At 70.1% G+C, this 1,324-nt stretch carries 1 protein-coding gene and 1 pseudogene; both read right to left on the bottom strand.

The features are described from left to right. Positions 1-9 precede the first annotated feature (9 nt). Complete coding sequence (locus ACFYM6_RS36155) at positions 10-333, bottom strand: transposase (RefSeq protein WP_387282042.1); 324 nt, start codon at positions 331-333, stop codon at positions 10-12. Positions 334-661: 328 nt separating this feature from the next. Then, positions 662-1,063 (bottom strand): annotated as a pseudogene (locus tag ACFYM6_RS36150) (transposase); the annotation flags it as partial. Positions 1,064-1,324 lie beyond the last annotated feature (261 nt).

The following is a 1,324-nucleotide window of genomic DNA, read 5'->3' as shown; positions in this document are numbered from 1 at the left end:
CGGACGCTCCTATGCCGCGTCAAGTGGCTGGGGTGGGTTTTCGAGGCGTCGGTAGAGCTCTCGGGCGATGTAGCGCTTGAGGCAGCGTTTGATCTCTCGGTCGGTTTTGCCTTGGGCGCGGCGGCGGTCGGCGTAGGCGCGGGTGGGTTCGTCGTGTTGCAGTCGGCACAGGGCGACGGTGTGCAGGGCGCGGTTGAGTTGGCGGTCGCCTGAGCGGTTGAGTCGGTAGCGGACGGTTTTGCCGGAGGACGCCGGGATCGGAGCCACGCCGGCGAGCATCGCGAACGCGGCGTCGTTGCGGCAGCGTCTCGGGTGGGACCAGGCGGTGAGCACGGTGGCGGCGACGATCGGTCCGACGCCGGTGAGGTGGAGCAGGTCCGGTCGCCAGGATCGTACGATCGTCCGGATCGCCTTTTTCGTGCGCGGTGGCTTCGGCTTCGAGGAAGCGGACGCGGCGGGCGAGGTCCCGCAGCACGGTCAGGGTCGTGAACACCTCGACGTCGGCGTTGGTGGTGGGGCGCAGTCGGGTGGCGGTGGTGAGCATGAGCCGGGTGCTCTGGCCGCGGAACCGGGCCCGCACCACCTCGGGAGCGGTGATCACCATGGCGTGCAGCTGCCGCTGGGCGTCCGCGCCGGCTTCCACGGCTGCACGGCGGGCGGTCAGCCGTGCCTGCAACGCCGCCCGTTCAGGGCCGATCTTGGGCTGCGCCAGGCGGGTGCGGGCCAGAGCGTCGCGGGCGGCGCGCTCGGCGTCGATCGGGTCGGACTTCGCCCCGGCGCGGCGGGCCGGTCGCACCGGCCGGTCCAGCTCGACGACCAGCTCACCACTATCGGCCAGATGCCGGGCCAGGCCGGCGCCGTAGCCGCCGGAGCCCTCCAGCGCCCAGGCCCGCAGCCCCGAATGCTGCTCGGCCAAGGCCACCAACTCGGCATAGCCGTCCGGGTCGCTGTTCACCGTGACCCTGGCTAGGACACCGCCGGTACGGGTGTCCAGCAGCGCGGCGGTGTGCGTGTCTTTGTGCGTGTCGACGCCGATGACGACCTCGACCAGTTCTGCCAGCATGGACATGCGTTCTCTCCTCACCGTGGGGACGCAAGGGTCCGGTCCGGTGCGGAGATGGCAGGACTGTGATGAGACACGCCAGCCGCTAACTGGCGGTCAAGCTCCTGATCAGGCCAAACGTCTCCCGCCGGGCCGGCGCCGGCAGCAGCAGACGGACAAGTCCGCTCAAAGGCACAAAGCCAGTCAGACGAAGAGTCACGCCCACTGCTGCCGACCATCAGCCCATCACCTGCAGACCGACCAAGCCAGCCTCACAGTCAG

The organism is Micromonospora sp. NPDC006431 (genome assembly GCF_042870725.1).
Classification (GTDB): Bacteria; Actinomycetota; Actinomycetes; order Mycobacteriales; family Micromonosporaceae; genus Micromonospora.
Note: the sequence above shows the minus strand (reverse complement) of the source record. Positions and strands in the feature narration are given on the sequence as shown.